This is a genomic window from Falsiroseomonas bella, from assembly GCF_003173615.1.
In the GTDB taxonomy this organism is placed as follows: Bacteria; Pseudomonadota; Alphaproteobacteria; order Acetobacterales; family Acetobacteraceae; genus Falsiroseomonas; species Falsiroseomonas bella.
In genome coordinates this window covers 1,142,689-1,156,848 of record NZ_QGNA01000001.1, presented here as the reverse complement: position 1 = coordinate 1,156,848, position 14,160 = coordinate 1,142,689, and the positions used below count along the sequence as shown (strand labels likewise).

The following is a 14,160-nucleotide window of genomic DNA, read 5'->3' as shown; positions in this document are numbered from 1 at the left end:
CTGCGCGGCGCTAATCCAACAAGCTCCGCAGCGTGTTGCCGAAAGTGGCACCCGCGCGCAGCCAGGGCGTCAGCGAGCCGTCGTCGTTCAGCAGGCTGCGCCGCCCGGCGGAGAGGCGCGCGGCAAAGACCGCGTCCGAATCCGCCTGCGCCGCCGCGGCATCGCGCTGGAAGCCGGCGGTGAGCGCAGCGGCCGAGCCGTCATCCGGCTGCACGCCACCGGCGGCCAGCCGCGCGCGCGTCGCAGCCACGGTGCCGGCCAGCCGCGCGTCGCGGGCGCGCTGTTCCGCGGCCTGCTGCGCCGCCACCTGCTGGTTGCGTGCCTCGTTCTGCGCACGGGCCGCATCGGCCTGCTCGCGCGACTGCGCGGATTGCACCTGCGCCTGCCGCGTCGTCGCATAGAGCGACGCGCCGGCACCCAGCAGCGTCGCGATGGGGGCGATCTGCGCCATCAATCATTCATCCTCGTGTCGGTGGTGACGGACAGCAGCGTGAGCGGCAGCGGCGTGTCGCCCTCCACGCGCCAGAGCGGCGCCAGCGCGTCGCGCCGCCAGCCCAGGGCGCGCAGCGTCACGTCGCCGGTGAAGGGCACGGGCGGCGCGTCCAGCACCGCGGTGTCCAGGCGACGGAAGGGCACCGGCTGCAGCCCGCGGCCGAGATCCACGGACAGCGCCGGCGTCGCCAGCAGGCGAAATGTGGCGGAGACCAGCCGCAGCGGCGCGGCCCCCGCGCCTGCGCCGATCGAAAGCTGCGGTGGCAGCGGCTCGATCACATGCGCGTAGACCAGGCCCGCGCCGACGCTCGTCGCCGGCGGATCGAGCAGCACGCGCCCCTCGGCGACGACGGCGCTGCCGCGCGGCGCGCCATCGGCCAGCACGGCGACCTCGCGCCCCTCGAGGTGATCGAGCCCCGCCCAGGAATCCTGCGGCGCGGCGGCGGTGCCGGACAGCGCGGCATCGAGGCCGAGCGTCGCGTCGAAGCGCTCCAGCCGATGCGTGCCGTCGCGCTCAACCACCGCGAAGACGCGCCCGTCGATCTCGCCCACGGCACGGAACGCACCCTGCGTCTCCTGCCGCGTCCAGGCGATCACCTGCTCGGCGCGATAGAGCGTGAGCGTGCCGATCGCACCATCCGCCATGACCAGGTGCAGCAACCGCTCCGCCTGGTCATAGGCCATGGAGACGGGCGCCTGCACGATGTGCCGCGCGACCAGCGCCAAATCGTTCGCCTGGTAGGCGTCGCCCACATCCGTATAGGCGAATTCGTGCACCGCGCGGCCCGACCGCGCGACGAAGACCGTGGAGCCGTCCACATCCACCGGCGGCACCATGCGGTCCACCGGGCTGCCGATGCGCGTCTGCCGGCTCAGCTGGATCGAGGCCGGCGTCAGCGGATCGCCCGTCACCATCCATTCCGCGCCGGAGGTGAAGACCTGCAGATGCCGGCCGGAGAAGACGCCGCGGATGGCGTTCACCTGGTCCGACAGCAGGGCGAACTCGATGCCCTCGTCGTCGAGGCCCGTCCCCGGATCGAAATCGCCGAGATCGCCGGTGCGCGACAACCACAGCCGGTTCGGCAGGTCGCGCGCGCCGCCGAGCACGAGCCGCGCCTGGTGGAAGCATCCGGAGACCGGCCAGCCACGGGCATTGCTGAAGGCCGATTCCGTGTGGTCCTCGGTGAGGTTGGTGTCCGCGAGCTGCTGCTCCACCACCGCCGTCGCCTGCCCCGTGCCGGCCACCGCGACGATGCGCACCAGCCCACCCGCGATGCGCCAGCGCGCACCGACATGCTCCACGCGGAACACCGGGCCGGTGCTGTTCAGCGTGATCGTGCCGGCCGTGCCGCTCGGCTGGATCGCGACGCCGGGTGCGAACAGATGGAAGGGCTCGCGCGTGAAGGCGAAGTCGGCCAGCGTCCAGTCCACATGGCTGGTGCGGGTGATGCGCTTCGGCGCCATCTCCGGATGGAACAGCAGCAGCGTGTCGGCATTCTGCGTGAAGGCGAGCTGCGGCAGCATCGCCGCCGTCCACGGGGCGGCGAGGGAGGCCACTTCCGCATCCTCGCGGAACACCTGCATGCGGCCCGCGGTCAGCACGACCAGGTAGGTCTGCTCGGTGTTGAACTCGAAGGGGATCAGCCGCGCCGCGCCGGGCAGCGTGGCGATGTGGCGCAGGCCAGGGCGGCGCGCGACGCCGCCGGTCGGCTGGATCACCACGTTGCGCAGGCGCCGCGCGCCATTCTCGAAGGCGCGCAGGTCGCCGCGGCCATAGAGCTCGGGCGCGAGCTCGCCGGCGGTGAAGCTGGCCTTGGTGCGGCGGGTGGCGGCGGGCATCGCGCTCAGCCCCGCACATCGACCAGCGGGAAGCCCTCGATCGCGCGGGGCGTGTCCTGCTGGCTGTCCACCAGACGTGCCTGCCGCAGCTCCTGCTCCGCCAGGCGGAACAGCACCTCGGAGCGCGAGGCGCTCTCGGTCAGCGGCAGGCAGAATTCGGCCGCCAGCCGCGCAACCAGCGCGGCGGCGAAGAAGGGCGGGAAGGCGCTCTCGTCCGGGCGGAAGATGTAGGTGAGCGTCACCGCATCCGCGTCCGCGTGCAGCTTTCCTTCGTTGATCCCGTAGGGGATGCCGCGTCCACGCCCGGCCTGCCCCGCGGAGAGCGCGCGCAGGAAGCCGCTGGGCAGCTGGAAGGCGTACGCGAAATCCGCATGCGGCACGGCGGCCAGGCGCGGCAGCGCGGCCTGCCCGGTGGCGAAGGACCAGGGATGCGCCGAGACCAGCGCGTCGCGGATGCCGGGATAGAGATTGGCCGCGACCTCCGCTTCCGCGGTGCCCTCGGTGAGCGAGGCGATCGGCTGCGCGCCCAGGCGCAGCAACGCGCGCGAGCAGAGCGCGAGGGCGGTGAGTGACATCTTCGTTCGTTTCCGCTGGCTGGAGGAGGCGGCGCATGGCCCCCGCCCCGACCCTCCCCCGCGCGCGGGGGAGGGAGAATGGAGTGGGGGAGTGAGATGACGCGCGACTACTCGAAGGCGCGCATCCGGATGACGCCGGTGTCGTCCACCAGCACCGCGCCCTGGCTCATCATGTTGGCGATGAAATGCGCCGCACGGTCACCGTGCCAGGTGACGTCCGTCTGCACCTCGGCCGCGGCGGCGTGGCCCACCGCGGTGCGGTGGTAGAAGTAGCAGTAGCGCAGCGCGCCCACCTTGGTCAGGCCGGAATGCGGCATCCACATCGCGCCGAGCCAGCGCTTCGCCTGCGTGCCGCGCCAAGGCAGCTCCTCGGCGCCGACATAGTCGGCGGAGGCGAACTCCTCGATCTCGAGCAGCTCGGACCACTGCTTCCAGCCGACCACGGCATAGCGGTTGCCGTCATCCGGCACGTCGGACGCGCCGAGCATCTCGAAGGCCATCAGCACCTTCGCCTTGGTCAGGCCGTCGGTGTCCGTGGTGCCGGGCGCGGTGCCGACCGCCTCGCGCGTGCCGGTGTCGAATGCGGCGATGACCAGCTCGTCCGTCTTGCGGCCGAGCGCATAGGCCCCGGCATTGGCGATCACCTCGCGCTCGTCGAGGTTGGTCTTCAGCTCGTCCAGCCGGTCCACCCAGTCGCCGGCATAGTAGTCCTGCAGGATGCACTCGACCTGCGCGTGCTCCAGGTTCATCACCGGCACGGCGCCGTGGCGCGTCTTGGCGGCGGCCACGCCCTTGCCGACCTTGGGGAAGAAGGTGGAGGTGCCGTTCACGCCCGTCTTGCTGCGCACCGTCTTGCGCAGCTTGGAGCCCTGGCGCTGATAGGCCTCGTGCACCTCGGCCTGGAACTGCTTGGTGAAGACGGCGTCGATCTGCGTGCTCATGGCGCGCGTTCTGCCTTCTCGATGGGGTTGCGGGATGCGCGGCCTCGCCTGTTGACCGGATGGGCAGGCAGGGCCGCACGCGGCCCGCAGGCCCGGGGGCGGGTTTGTCTGCGGGCAAAGTCGAGCGGGGCGGATGGCGGCGCGGAAGCGCCGGCGTCATCCGCCCCGCGACCGCCGCGCGCGAAGGGGAAGCGCGCGCGGCGGGAACGGCGCCTCGACCGCGGCAAGCGCGGGAGGCGCCGAGGGGAAACTCGGGACGTCCAAGGACGTGCGCGCCCCCACCCCGACCCTCCCCCGCACAGCGGGGGAGGGAGGCGAAGGGAAGGCGCCGAAGGCGTCAGCCCTTGTCGCGGACCAGGCGGCGGAAGCCCTCCGTCACGCGCTGCACGAAATCCGGCTCGCGCGTGCGCCAGTAGCGCGGGTCGCGCATCATCTTGCGCAGCTCGGCCTCGTCCGGCGCGGTCTCGGCGGTCGCGTCGCGCGACAGCGGCGGTTCCTTCGCGCCCATCATGCGATACATCGCCAGCACGCCCTCCGCCGTGGTCGCCAGCGCGGCGAAGACCGGCTCCGAGAGGTTCGCGCGGCCCCAGGCGGCGATCTGCGGCGCCAGGCGGCGATAGCGGTCCTCGCCGCCGAACTCCGCGTTGAGCTTCTCGCGCTGCTTGCCGGCCTCGAACTCGGCGGCGGCCTCGGCGATCAGCGGCAGCAGGCGCTCGGCGGCGAGGTCGTAGACCAGCTGCGCCTGGCGGCAGGTGAAGCCGGCCTCGTGCAGGCGGCGGTTCACCTCCTCGTCCGGGCCGCAGAGCTCGTGCTTCGGCTCGATCGCGTAGCCCTCCGGCGCCTCGGGCACGCCGATGGCGCGGCGCCAGCGCAGGCGATCCTCCTCGGCCGCATCCTCGGCGGGCGGTGCCATGCGGCGGGACATCGCGCGTTCCAGCTCCAGGTAGGATTTCAGCAGCGCCTCCACCCGCAGCGCGCCGGTCGCAGGATCCCGGAATTTTTCCGGCACATCGATCTCCTGCGCAGGCAGGTTCTGCTGGATGGCGCTCACGTCCAAAAGATCCTCGGTCATGCCGGGCTCACTCCTGAGGGTTGCTTGTTTCGGCCGAACGCCCCTGCGGCCGCAGGATTTCCGGTGGCGCGCCCAGCGTGCGGGCCAGCCAGCGTGCCGCGGCGCCCGCATCCAGGCTCGCCGCGGCCTCGCCGCCGATCTTCGCCGCAGCCTCCAGGAACAGCAGCGTGTCGGCGGCATCCGCGCGTGCCTGCACGCGCGCCAGCGGCGAGGCGTAGACGAGCCGCGTCTCGCGCCCGTCCAGCAGCACCGGCGGCACCTCGCCCCGGCGGCGCAGCACGGCCAGGCAGCGCGCGACCAGCGGCGTCAGCAGCTCCGCCTGCAGCCGTCCATAGGTGGCACCCAGCAGCCGCGCGGCCGCGGCGGCGCGTTCCAGTACCTCCGTCGCGGTCATCGGCGCCTTCTCGGCGGCGGTGATGCGGTCGGCCAGCAGCGCGCCGCGGATGCGCGCGCGCAGATCCTGCAGCACGATCTGCGAGACGTCGAAATTCCCCGGCGCGGCCAGCGGCGTGATGCCGGCGGAGCCCGCGGCCTTCGGGATGATCGCGCCGGGCACCAGGCGGATCGTCGCCGGGTTGAGCACGCCGTCATCCTCGGCCTGCCAGATGCCGGTCGCGGCGATGGAGGCGTTCTTCAGGATCAGCTCCACCACCTTGTTGGCGGTTCGGATGTCCGGCAGCGCCTTCGCCACCGGCCCGCGGCCATAGGTCTCGCCCGGCAGCTTCAGCCAGCGAAAGGCGACGAAGGGATTTTCCGCGAAGCGCCCTTCCGCCAGCAGCATCGGCGCACCGTCATCGCGGTCGAGCACCACGGCCAGCCGGTGCCCGACCTTCGGATCGGGCCAGGCGGCCTCCACCACGCGCAGCTTCGGCGGCTCCTCCGCCGCGTCGCGCTTGCGCCGCGGCAGGTCGGCCTGCGGCCAGCGTGCGCGGATCTCGTCCTCGGCCAGGCGCAGGCTGCGGAACACGGTGTCGAGCCGCCCGCCCGCGCCTTCCTCCAGCACCGCCTCCTGCAGCGGCACGGCACGGAAGCGCAGCGCGGAGCCCTCGCCCGGCGGCGCTTCCTCGATGCTGATCACCCCCGTGCCGGCGACGACGACATCGAGGAAGGCCTGGTGCAGCTCGAGCGCGAAGTTCGAGCGGTCGAGATGCGCCTGCAGCGTCTCAGCCACCGCGGAGAGGCTGCGCGCGATCGCGGGGTCCTCGTTGTCGCGCACCGGCGCCAGGTCGAACCAGCGCGACCAGGGCGGCGCGAGCTCCGCCAGCAGCGAGGCCGCGAGCTGCTCGGCCGCATCGGCAGCGGTCGCGTCGAACAGCGGCGCGGCGCCGGGCGCGGGCAGCGCGTGGTCGTAGCAATCCTGCCAGGTCGCCTCCAGCGGGCGGCGACGCGCGGCGGCGCGCGCGTGGCGCGCCAGGATCTCCTCCGGTCCCATCGCCCTCACTCCCCGAGCAACGTCTTGCGCTGCGCGAAGGCAGGCAGCGGCGCCAGCACGCCGCGCGGGCTGGTGGCGATGGTGCCGGCGATGCCGCGGCGCGCGCGCTCCGCCGCGCGCTGGCGCGACTCGCGCGCGGCGTCCTCGGCGGCGGCGGCGCTCTGCGCGTTGGATTGCGCGACGCTCTCGGCCTGCGCCTCGGGCGGCGGGGCCTCGATCACCACCGGCCTTGGCGCGCGGAACACCCCACCCATGCGCGGATCCTTCGGTCTGGAGAAACGGGAACGCGGTCCTGCCCGCCCACGAGAAAAAGGCCCGCCCGGCGATGCCGGACGGGCCCAGTCGGGAGGCGGGAGGAAGTCGCCCGGGACGCAATTCGCCCCGTGGCCAGGCCTGGATAGCTCAGGCCACGCGGCCGGTCAAGACTTTTTTCCTATATTCGCGAGATTCTTCCGGCTGCCGCCCAGCGCCCGGAACAGCCCATAGGGGGTGACTGCACGCGGCGCGTGCGCGCCCAGCACCGCGCGGCACAGCGCCACGCAGGTCAGCGGCGCCAGCGCCGGCAGCCAGCCGCCGCGCGCTTCGCCCGGCGCGAAGGGTCCGACCACCGCCAGCCCGGCGCGCCGATAGAAGCCGGGCAGGTCGAATTCCGCCGGCACGGGCAGCCGCGCCACCAGCAGCCGGCCGGAGAGCGGCTCCAGCACCGTCCAGCCGGCCTCGTCGGCGATCGCGGCGAAGCAGTGCCGGAAGCCGCGCCGCAGCAGCCGCAGCCAGGGCTGGTCGGCCTCGCCGCCAAAGGCGATCCACACCGCCTGCCCCGGCCCGTGCTGCGACAGCCGGCGATGCGCCAGCCGCGTCATGCGCGCCCCGCCGGGAAGGGGATGACCTCGGCGCCCTCGACCAGCGCCATGCCGCGCGCGGGCCCCGCCACGATACCCTTCTGGCGCAGCGGGAAATCCAGCCGCTCCATCGCTTCCCGCCACAGGCGCAGGTCGCCGCGTTCGCTGGCGAAGCGCGGGTTCGGCGCCGTGCCGCGCTCGCCCCAGATGCGCATGACGCGGGCGTGGTGCAGTTCGATCCGGCGCTGGCGGTAGAGCCGGTCGAGGCACTTCACCACGTCGTCGGGCTCGCAGGGGCGCACCACGGTGCCGCGGCCGGCGGAGAGGCGGGCGCCGTCGCGGCGGGCGATCAACGCGGCCATGGTCCAGAACCAGGCTTCCTCCACGCTGCCGAAGGGCTCGGACTTGGCGAGCGAGGCGAGGACGGGGGCGCGGCCGGGGGCGAGGGGCATGGGCAGTCCTTCCTTCAGTTCCGAACAAAACAGGAACAAAGGGAAGTTAATCGACTCCACCTTCGGTTGCAAGGTAGAAGTTCCTATTGCATAGTGACTCGAAACCTAGGATGTGAGGCCCACAGGAATCGCGGCACGGCCGCCGATTCGCGAAGGGGTCCGGCTTCGATGATGCGGCACGAGGATGTCTGGCGGGCGATCGACGCGCTGGCGGCCGAGCATGGCCTCTCGGCCTCGGGCCTGGCGCGCAAGGCGGGGCTCGACCCCACGGCCTTCAACCCCTCCAAACGCACCGGCCCGGACGGGCGCTCGCGCTGGCCCTCCACGGAAAGCGTGGCGAAGGTGCTGTCGGCCACCGGCACGGGGATCGAGGCCTTCGCCTCGCTCGTCACCGGCGCGCCCGCCTTGCCGCGCGGCCGTGCCGTGCCCGGCCGCCGCATCCCGCTGATCGGCCTTGCGCAGGCGGGCGCGGAGGGTTTCTTCGACGATGGCGGCTATCCGGTGGGTGCGGGCTGGGACGAGATCTCGGTGCCGGACGTCCCCGATCCCAACGCCTATGCGCTGGAGATCAGCGGCGATTCGATGGAGCCGGTGTTCCGCGACGGCGATGTCGTGATCGTCTCGCCCGCCGCGCCGGTCCGTCGCGGCGACCGCGTGGTGGTGCGCACGAAGCGCGGCGAGGTGATGGCGAAGGAGCTGCTGCGGCAGAGCGCGCGGCGCGTCGAGCTCGCCAGCCTGAACCCCGCCCATCCCGGCTTCACCTTCGGCCTGGACGAGCTGCAGTTCATGCACCGGATCGTCTGGGCGAGTCAGTGATTGGGTGCCCTCAGACGCCGGGCGACCGCTCCGCGGCCTTGGCTTGCGCGCCTTGATTGTTTGGTGCCCTCAGGCGCCGGGCAGCCGCTCCGCGGCCTTGGCTGGCGCGCCTCAGACAGGGTGCGCCAGCGTCACTCGCCCGAGCCGCGCGGGCCGCGTTCGCGGCCCTTGGTCCTGCGCGGGGTGGGCGGCGGGCGTTACCGCCGCGCGGCGCCGCTCGCTTCCTGCTGCGGCAGCAGCGCCATCAGCTGCTCCAAATCCTTCTCCGCGCGGCAGGCCAGGTAGCGCTGCGGCTCGCCAGGCGGCGGCGGCGCCAGCGGGAAGGCGGTGAGGCCGATGTCGCCATAGACGCGCAGCAGCGCCGGCGTGACGCGCCAGAAGGCGGCGTCCACGCCCGCGCGCTCGCAGATGTCGCGGAAGCGCCAAATCGCGGAGATGCGGTCGCCCTCCTCTCCCGCCGGATCGCCGAGCGCCAGCCACACGCCGTCGCGCTTCATGAAGGCGAAGCCGGCGCGCCCCGCCTCGCCGAACACGGCGCCGTCGGCATGCTCCGGCACCTTGCCGCCGAGTGTGCGCAATCGCGCCCGCGTCTCCTCCGTCCAGTCGGCGGCGCGATGCTTCACCGGACGAAGCAGGCGCACCGTCGCCACCAGCAGCAGCACGGCGGCCACGCCCACCGTGAAGCGCAGGCTGTCCGGCGCCAGCGGCGAGGCCACCACCTCCACCCAGCTCTCGTCGCCGACACGCCCGCCATAGGAAATCGCGGCGAGCAGGATCGCGCTGAAGGCGACGGTCGCCAGCGCCAGCAGAGTCTTTCCCGCCAGCGGCTCCCGGAATAGTCGCGCATCGCGATAGAAGGCGCTGCGCATCGCGGTCAGGATCACCGCCACCAGCACGAGCGCGCCCGAGAGCCACCAGGGTTCCTGCCGCAACAGGCAGATCAGCACGCCGTTCAGCAGCAGCAGGATGCCGAGGCCCCAGGCGATGGTCAGCCGCCGGATCAGCCCATACCCCGTCGCCAGCAGCAGCGAGCCGACCACCGATGCGGCGAAGTGGGAGGCGATCGCCGCCTCGTAGCCCGCCCAGGCCGCCACCGGGCTGCCCTTCGTCGGCAAGGCGCCGAGGAAGATCAGCACCGTGCCCGCCAGCCCGACCAGGCTCGCGATCGCGGGCACCTCCAGCGCATCGGCCACGCGCTGTTCGGCGGCGAGCTTCGCCAGCGACTGGCGGCGCTGCAGCACCTCGAAGCCGGCGAAGAGCATCCCCGCCAGGAACAGCGGCACGATGTAGTAGTAGAGTCGGAACACCAGCAGCGCGCCGATCACCTCCGGCGCGCTCAGCCAGGGCTGCAGCCCCAGCACGATCGCCGTGTCGAACACGCCGATGCCGCCCGGCAGGCTGGCCGCGATGCCGGCCAGGTAGGCGGCGATGTAGATGCCCAGGAAATGCAGGAAGGTCAGGCCGTCGGTCGCCGGCAGCAGCGCGTAGAAGATCATCGCCGTCACCGCGACATCCACGCTGGCCAGCGCCGTCTGCGCCACCGCCATGCGGAAGCCCGGCAGGTCCACGCGATGCCCGAACAGCACGACATGGCTGCGCACCCGCGACATGGTGATGTAGGCGATCACGATGCCCCAGCACACGAAGCCCAGCGCGCGCATGATCCAGTGCGGCACATGCTCGCCGAGGCCGGGCACCACTTCCGGCTCCACCACCAGCACCAGGCCGCCCAGCGCAAAGCCGCCCAGCCCGAAGGTCAGGCTGGTGAAGGCGACCACCTTCGCGATGGCCAGCGGCGGCAGCCCCCACGCCGCATAGAAGCGGTAGCGCACCGCCGCCCCTGACACCGCGGCGAAGCCCAGATTGTGCGCCAGCGTGTACGCGCAGAAGGAGGCGAGCGAGGTGCGCGCATAGCTCACCGGATGGCCCGCATAGACGCTGCCCAGCCGGTCGTAGATCGTCAGCACGGCATAGGCGAGCAGCGTCCAGCCCGCCGCCTGCCACAGCACGGCGTTCGGGATCGCGGCCAGCGCGGCGCGGACATCTGCGACGGAGAGGTTGCGGAACTCGTGCTGCACCACCCAGACGGCTGCGGCCAACAGAATCAGGCCGAACACCGTCATGCCGTGCCGCCGGAGAATCGGCAGCAGACCGGCCAGCCGCCGGCGCCGGGCCGGAGCGTCGGGCGCTGCCGCCCCGGCGCCGGGCTCCTCCGTCATGCGGCGGCGGGATCCCGCGCCAGCGCCGTCTCGATCAAGCCGATCGTGCCGGCGATGCCGTAGAGCGCCACGAAGCCGCCGAAGCGCGGCCCTTCCGGCTGGCCGAGCAGCACTTGGTAGAGCGCGTTGAACCAGGCGCGGGAGACGCCCATGCGGCCGTCCTTCGCGGGCTCCAGGAAGGGCTCGCGGCGTCCGGCATCATAGACGATGTCCTGGATCGCCTTCGCGCGCTCATCCGGCGGCAGCTGTTCCAGATCCACGGCGCGCTCGCGCAGCGCGGCGGCGAGCGCACGCATCGCCGCGGCTTCCTCCGGCGTCGCGGCGCGGTGCTTCTTCTCCGGCACGACGCGGTCGCGGTAGTAGGCGACGGCGCGCTCGATCAGCCGCGCGACCATCGGGTGGCTTTCCGGCGTCACCTCCGGCGCGTAGCGCTGCAGGAAGCCCCAGAGCATCTCCGCATTGTCGGCGTTGATCACGCTGGCCAGGTTCAGCAGCATGGTGAAGGACACCGGCGAGCCGGGATCGTTCGTGCCGCCCCCATGGATGTGCCAGGCCGGGTTGTCCGGCGTCGGCGCCGCGCGCAGCCGGTCGAGGTTCTGGACGTATTCGTCGGTGGCGCGCGGGATCACGTCGAAGAACAGCCGCTTCGCGCGCTGCGGCTGGTTGTACATGAACTGCGCCAGGCTTTCGGGCGGCGCGTAGTGCAGCCATTCCTCGATGGACAGGCCGTTGCCCTTGGACTTGCTGATCTTCGTGCCTTCCTCGTCCAGGAACAGCTCATAGGTGAAGCCGATCGGCGGCTCGCCGCCCAGCACGCGGCAGATCGCGCCCGAGAGCTTCACGGAATCGATCAGGTCCTTGCCCGACATCTCGTAGTCCACCCCGAGCGCGAACCAGCGCAGCGCCCAATCCGCCTTCCACTGCGCCTTGCAATGGCCGCCGGTGATCCGCGTGCCGAATCTTTCGTTCGTGTCAGGGTCGGTCCAGACCAGCAGGTCCTCCGCCGGCCGCACCTCCTCCATCGGCACCTGCATCACCACCCCGGTCTTCGGGTGGATCGGCAGGAAGGGCGAGTAGGTGGCGCGGCGGTCCGGCCCCAGCGTCGGCAGGATGACCTGCCGCACCTGCTCGTGCCGCTCCGCCATGCGGAGCAGCGCCGCGTCGAAGCGGCCGGACTTGTAGTAGTCGGAGGACGAGGCGAATTCGTATTCGAAGCCGAACTGGTCGAGGAAGGCGCGCAGCCGGGCATTGTTGTGATGCCCGAAGCTTTCGTGCGTGCCGAAGGGGTCGGGAATGGCCGTGACCGGCTTGCCCAGGTGCCCGGCCAGCATCTCCTTGTTCGGCACGTTGTCCGGCACCTTGCGCAGCCCGTCCATGTCGTCGCTGAAGGCGACGAGGCGGGAGGGCAGGCCGGTCAGGCGGTGGAAGGCGTTGCGCACCCAGGTGGTGCGCGCGACCTCCCCGAAGGTGCCGATATGCGGCAGGCCGGAGGGGCCGTAGCCCGTCTCGAACAGGGCCGAGCCCTTGCCCGAGGCGTTCACCCGGGCGGCGACCTTGCGGGCCTCCTCGAAGGGCCAGGCCCTGGTGGCGGTATAGTCGGCGTCTGACATGGCGTCCGGCGTAAAATGTCGGGTCGTGATCCGGCCTTATAGGTGGCGCGGCCGGGCGAGGCGACCCCGCGCAGCGGCCCGGCAAGGCTGGCCCCTGATTCCGGCATTTGGCCGCGGCGCGTCTTTGCGCTATCGGGCAGCTCTTGTCCCTTGGAAAGGAACAGCCTGACATGCGTGTCGGCGTCATCGGCGCCACCGGAGCGGTGGGGAAGGAACTGGTGGAGGTCCTGGGGCGGCGTCGCTTCCCGGTGACGAAACTCCGCCTTTTCGCCTCGGGCCGCAGCGCGGGCACGCGGGTGAAAACGCCCTTCGGCGAGGTCACGATCGAGGAATTTTCGGTCGAGAAGGCGAAGGACCTCGACCTGGCTCTGCTGGCGGTCTCCGGCGACTTCGCCAAGCAGCACGCGCCCGCGCTGGTCGCGGCCGGCGTGACGGTCGTGGACAATTCCTCGGCCTTCCGGCTGGACGACAATGTCCCGCTGGTGGTGCCGGAGGTGAACGCGGCCGCGGTGGGCAACGCCCGACTGATCGCGAACCCGAACTGCACCACAGCGATCGCCGTGGTCGCGCTCGCGCCGCTGCACCGCGCCTTCGGCATCAAGCGCGTGATCGTCTCGACCTACCAGGCCACCTCCGGCGCCGGCGCCGAAGGCATGGCCGAGCTGGAGCGCGAGACGCGCCGCGTGCTGGTGGAGGGCGAAAAGGCCCGGAACGAGGTCTTCGCCCACCCCATCGCCTTCAACGTCATCCCGCACATCGATGCCTTCCAGCCCAACGGCTACACGAAGGAGGAGATGAAGGTCGTCTGGGAAACCCGGAAGATCATGGGCTTGCCCGACCTTCCCGTCTCCTGCACCGCGGTCCGCATCCCGACCATGCGCGTGCATGCCGAGGCGATCACCATCGAGACCGAGAAGCCCATCGCGCCCGAAGCCGCGCGCGAGGTTCTGCGCAACGCTCCGGGTGTTCGCGTGGTGGATGACGTCGCCAACAAGCAGTATCCGATGCCGCTGACGGCGACGGGCCAGGACGATTGCGAGGTCGGCCGCATCCGCCAGAACCTGGTCTTCGGCGACCATGGCCTCGACCTGTTCGTCTGCGGCGACCAGTTGCTGAAGGGCGCTGCGCTGAACGCGGTGCAGATCGCGGAATTGGTGCCGGCGCTGAAGGCGGCGGCTTAGTACGCCCCCGAAGTGGCGCTGCTCAGGGCAGCAGCGCCACCCCGGAGGCCTCGGCCGCGCTCCGCGAGCCGCGGTCGGTGGTCGCCAGCGGCAGGCCGCGCCGCAAGGCCAGTTCCAAGTAGCTCGCGTCGTAGACGGACAGCCCGAAGCGGGTGGCCAGGTCTGCTGCGTCCGTCCAGGCCTGCCGGGCCGTGTCCTCATCCAGCGTGATCGGCAGGTCGCGCAGCAGGCGCGACAATTCCTCCCGCTTCGCCGCATCCAGGCGCTTGCGGCGCTCGGCCATCAGCAGCCCGTTCTGCGCCTCCAGCGGCCACAGCATCGGCGCGACGGCGCCCGCTTCCGTGACCCGGTCCAGCAGCGCCAGAAGCTCGGGCGTCTGCTCGTCCTCGAAGCACCAGGCCAGCGCGACCGAGTTGTCGAGAACGAAGCTCAATCGCGGCCTTCGTCCACCAGCGTCTTGATCCCGATGCCGCCGAGCGTGAGCCCGCGGCTGGCACGGCGCAGACCCTCCGCCGTGCGGCGGGCCTTCTCCCGGTCGAACCCCGGCGAGACCGGCACGAGCTTCGCCACCGCGACCCCGCGGCGCGTGATCGTCACCTCGCGCCCCCGTTCGGCCTCGGCGACCAGAGCGCTGAGCTGGTTCTTCGCATCGAAGATCGAGACCTGCATGGCGGCGGCCCCCTTCTGGCCAG

At 71.9% G+C, this 14,160-nt stretch carries 15 protein-coding genes; 2 read left to right on the top strand and 13 right to left on the bottom strand.

Annotation, left to right across the window (positions count from 1 at the left end):
- Nucleotides 1–10: 10 nt before the first annotated feature.
- From DFH01_RS05455 to DFH01_RS05415, 9 genes are all read right to left on the bottom strand, one after another.
- Entirely contained in the window at nt 11–451 is a 441-nt protein-coding gene (locus tag DFH01_RS05455) for a hypothetical protein (RefSeq protein ID WP_109869329.1), read from the bottom strand.
- Nucleotides 451–2,331, bottom strand: a complete 1,881-nt coding sequence (locus tag DFH01_RS05450) for a phage tail protein (protein WP_109869328.1) — start codon at nt 2,329–2,331, stop codon at nt 451–453. The genes DFH01_RS05455 and DFH01_RS05450 overlap by 1 nt, the downstream gene beginning before the upstream one ends.
- Nucleotides 2,332–2,336: 5 nt before the next feature.
- A complete protein-coding gene (locus DFH01_RS05445) occupies nt 2,337–2,906 on the bottom strand; it encodes a phage connector family protein (protein WP_109869327.1) in 570 nt (189 codons plus the stop codon).
- Between the two features lie 107 nt (nt 2,907–3,013).
- Nucleotides 3,014–3,847, bottom strand: a complete 834-nt coding sequence (locus DFH01_RS05440) for a phage capsid protein (protein ID WP_109869326.1) — start codon at nt 3,845–3,847, stop codon at nt 3,014–3,016.
- Between the two features lie 337 nt (nt 3,848–4,184).
- Nucleotides 4,185–4,919 carry a capsid assembly protein gene (locus tag DFH01_RS05435; protein ID WP_109869325.1) on the bottom strand — a complete coding sequence of 245 codons (735 nt, stop codon included), beginning with the start codon at nt 4,917–4,919 and terminating at the stop codon, nt 4,185–4,187.
- Between the two features lie 7 nt (nt 4,920–4,926).
- Nucleotides 4,927–6,351, bottom strand: coding sequence for a portal protein (locus tag DFH01_RS05430; protein WP_109869324.1), 1,425 nt, complete (start codon nt 6,349–6,351; stop codon nt 4,927–4,929).
- Between the two features lie 5 nt (nt 6,352–6,356).
- Nucleotides 6,357–6,605 (bottom strand): hypothetical protein, encoded by a 249-nt coding sequence (locus DFH01_RS05425; protein ID WP_109869323.1) that lies wholly within the window; start codon nt 6,603–6,605, stop codon nt 6,357–6,359.
- Nucleotides 6,606–6,770: 165 nt separating this feature from the next.
- Nucleotides 6,771–7,211, bottom strand: a complete 441-nt coding sequence (locus DFH01_RS05420; RefSeq protein WP_109869322.1) for a hypothetical protein — start codon at nt 7,209–7,211, stop codon at nt 6,771–6,773.
- Nucleotides 7,208–7,642: a hypothetical protein gene (locus DFH01_RS05415; RefSeq protein WP_109869321.1), complete on the bottom strand. Its 435-nt coding sequence runs from the start codon at nt 7,640–7,642 to the stop codon at nt 7,208–7,210. Before DFH01_RS05415 ends, DFH01_RS05420 begins: the two co-directional genes overlap by 4 nt.
- Before the next feature lie 171 nt (nt 7,643–7,813).
- Here DFH01_RS05415 and DFH01_RS05410 point away from each other — a divergent pair, with 171 nt between their 5' ends.
- A complete protein-coding gene (locus tag DFH01_RS05410; RefSeq protein WP_109869946.1) occupies nt 7,814–8,458 on the top strand; it encodes a S24 family peptidase in 645 nt (214 codons plus the stop codon).
- Between the two features lie 197 nt (nt 8,459–8,655).
- Here the strand turns inward: DFH01_RS05410 and DFH01_RS05405 are convergent, their stop codons facing one another.
- The gene (locus DFH01_RS05405; RefSeq protein WP_233255970.1) at nt 8,656–10,677 is read right to left on the bottom strand and encodes a phosphatidylglycerol lysyltransferase domain-containing protein; all 2,022 of its coding nucleotides are present in this window, start codon (nt 10,675–10,677) and stop codon (nt 8,656–8,658) included.
- Nucleotides 10,674–12,287 carry a lysine--tRNA ligase gene (locus tag DFH01_RS05400; protein ID WP_109869320.1) on the bottom strand — a complete coding sequence of 538 codons (1,614 nt, stop codon included), beginning with the start codon at nt 12,285–12,287 and terminating at the stop codon, nt 10,674–10,676. The genes DFH01_RS05405 and DFH01_RS05400 overlap by 4 nt, the downstream gene beginning before the upstream one ends.
- A gap of 170 nt (nt 12,288–12,457) precedes the next feature.
- Here DFH01_RS05400 and DFH01_RS05395 point away from each other — a divergent pair, with 170 nt between their 5' ends.
- The gene (locus DFH01_RS05395; protein ID WP_109869319.1) at nt 12,458–13,468 is read left to right on the top strand and encodes an aspartate-semialdehyde dehydrogenase; all 1,011 of its coding nucleotides are present in this window, start codon (nt 12,458–12,460) and stop codon (nt 13,466–13,468) included.
- A 22-nt stretch (nt 13,469–13,490) separates the two neighbouring features.
- Here the strand turns inward: DFH01_RS05395 and DFH01_RS05390 are convergent, their stop codons facing one another.
- Together DFH01_RS05390 and DFH01_RS05385 are read right to left on the bottom strand one after the other, a co-directional pair.
- The gene (locus DFH01_RS05390; RefSeq protein WP_109869318.1) at nt 13,491–13,901 is read right to left on the bottom strand and encodes a type II toxin-antitoxin system VapC family toxin; all 411 of its coding nucleotides are present in this window, start codon (nt 13,899–13,901) and stop codon (nt 13,491–13,493) included.
- Nucleotides 13,898–14,137 (bottom strand): type II toxin-antitoxin system Phd/YefM family antitoxin, encoded by a 240-nt coding sequence (locus DFH01_RS05385; RefSeq protein WP_109869317.1) that lies wholly within the window; start codon nt 14,135–14,137, stop codon nt 13,898–13,900. Before DFH01_RS05385 ends, DFH01_RS05390 begins: the two co-directional genes overlap by 4 nt.
- Nucleotides 14,138–14,160 lie beyond the last annotated feature (23 nt).